The organism is Schinkia azotoformans LMG 9581, from assembly GCF_000307855.1.
Taxonomy (GTDB): domain Bacteria; phylum Bacillota; class Bacilli; order Bacillales; family Bacillaceae_J; genus Schinkia; species Schinkia azotoformans.
In genome coordinates this window covers 1-1,817 of sequence record NZ_AJLR01000130.1, presented here as the reverse complement: position 1 = coordinate 1,817, position 1,817 = coordinate 1, and the positions used below count along the sequence as shown (strand labels likewise).

3 protein-coding genes are annotated in these 1,817 nt (G+C 36.0%); 2 read left to right on the top strand and 1 reads right to left on the bottom strand.

Translation table 11 applies throughout. The annotated features are described in order from the left end of the window. Window positions 1–109: 109 nt before the first annotated feature. Window positions 110–244, bottom strand: a complete 135-nt coding sequence (locus BAZO_RS21905) for a YfhE family protein (RefSeq protein ID WP_081585742.1) — start codon at window positions 242–244, stop codon at window positions 110–112. Between the two features lie 306 nt (window positions 245–550). Here BAZO_RS21905 and recX point away from each other — a divergent pair, with 306 nt between their 5' ends. Next, entirely contained in the window at window positions 551–1,369 is an 819-nt protein-coding gene (recX, locus tag BAZO_RS16085) for a recombination regulator RecX (protein WP_003332730.1), read from the top strand. Between the two features lie 66 nt (window positions 1,370–1,435). After that, window positions 1,436–1,753 carry a YfhH family protein gene (locus tag BAZO_RS16080; protein ID WP_003332729.1) on the top strand — a complete coding sequence of 106 codons (318 nt, stop codon included), beginning with the start codon at window positions 1,436–1,438 and terminating at the stop codon, window positions 1,751–1,753. Window positions 1,754–1,817 lie beyond the last annotated feature (64 nt).

The window sequence follows — 1,817 nt, the reverse complement described above, 5'->3', positions numbered from 1 at the left end:
CGATAAGTCAACATCGACTCTCTACGCTCGTCGCCGGATATCCTTTATCTCAGTCGATGTGCTCCAGTTTATACGTCGCTAACCGGTCACTTCTGCTTTTCTATGTAACTTAAGAATTTGGATTTGGTGGGACGAATCCACCAGCCCTGTCAGCCATTTTAAATTCCCGCGAATATAATACTTCCTGTGTTGACGTTAAAGTTCTTCTGTTTTCTTTGTCACGCCTTGCTTTACTTTTTGCCACTGTATTTTCCTCGCTTTCTATAGATCAAATGCGCCTTGGCGTATTTGCGCCCAGAGTTTTTCGAGCTTGCTCGAAAAACTACCTTTAAAAATCGCAAGGCTCGCCGGAGGCTTTAACTATATTCAGTCGGGATTGTACATCCTCTGAATAAAATGACTAATTCGGATTCATCCACCACTTGTGAAGGTGGGGAACTTCTGCTGAATATAGTTAATTACTTTAGAAGTATGAACCTTTAAATGAAAAGTTATTCAATCTATTAGCAGTCCTTTTAGGTATAATAAATAGGAATGGGGGAATATTTTTGTGATAAAAATTAGTAAAATTACAACCCAAACCAAAAATATCGAGCGTTTTAATATATATATTGACAAGGGAAATGGAGAGGAATATGGTTTTAGCGTCGACCAGGATGTATTGATTGAATTTCAAATTCGAAAAGGTAATACATATACAGAAGTAGAAATTAATGAAATCCTATATAAGGATGAAATAAAAAAAGCCTTTAACCTCGCATTAAAGTTTTTATCCTATCGGATGCGGGCAGAAAAGGAAATCCGTGATTATTTATACAAGAAGGATTATTCTGAGGATATTGCTGGGATTGTTATAGAAAGACTTAAAAAACACCAATATGTAAATGATCTGGAATTTGCGAAAGCCTTTGTGCGGTCGAGAATCGTGAATTCAGCTAAAGGACCATTATTAATAAGACAAGAGCTACAACAAAAAGGGATTTCAGAGGCAAATATTCAAGAGAGCTTAAAGGAATTCCCTGAAGAAACACAATTAGACATCGCCTTTCATTTTGCTGAAAAAAATGCTAAACAAAATAAAACGATATCTGATTACCAGATAAAACAAAAAATAGGACAAGCATTACTCGCAAAAGGCTTTTCTCAACCTATCGTTAAAACAGCCTTATCTGAAATTGTGATTGAAAAAGATGAGGAGCAAAAATTTCAGGCCATATCCAAACAAAGTGAAAAAGCCTATAAAAGATATAGTAGCAAATTTGAAGGCTGGGAGCTTGACCAAAAAGTGAAACAATACTTGTATCAACGGGGTTTTAAATCAGAGGAAATTGAGTCTTTTTTAACCCGTAACAAAGAGGACTACCCATAAAATTTTTGTCACAACAATAAAAATACATTATACTAAAAAGATAAGAAATGAGCTGGAGTGGGAAAAATGGAGAAACGTTTTAGTGAAATGTCAGAATATGAAATAAAGCTTGAAATTGGTAAGTTTCAAGAAAAGGCTAGAAAAGCGGAACAAATGGGTATGGTAAGTGAATATTCCGTTTATGAAAGAAAAATTGCGATGGCTAAGGCCTATCTATTAAGTCCGAGTAATTTCCATCCTGGAGAAGTTTACGAAATTGAAGGGGCACCAGGAGTGCTTTTCAAAATTGATCGTTTGAAAGGTGTATTTGCGTGGGGATTCCGCGAAGGAAATCAAGAGGAAGAAGGAATACCGATTTCATTATTAAGAAAACCAGAGAAGTAATGGCTTCTCTGGTTTTATAATGAGGTCAATTTTTATTGTCTAGGTCCAGCGCCTATCGCCTAGC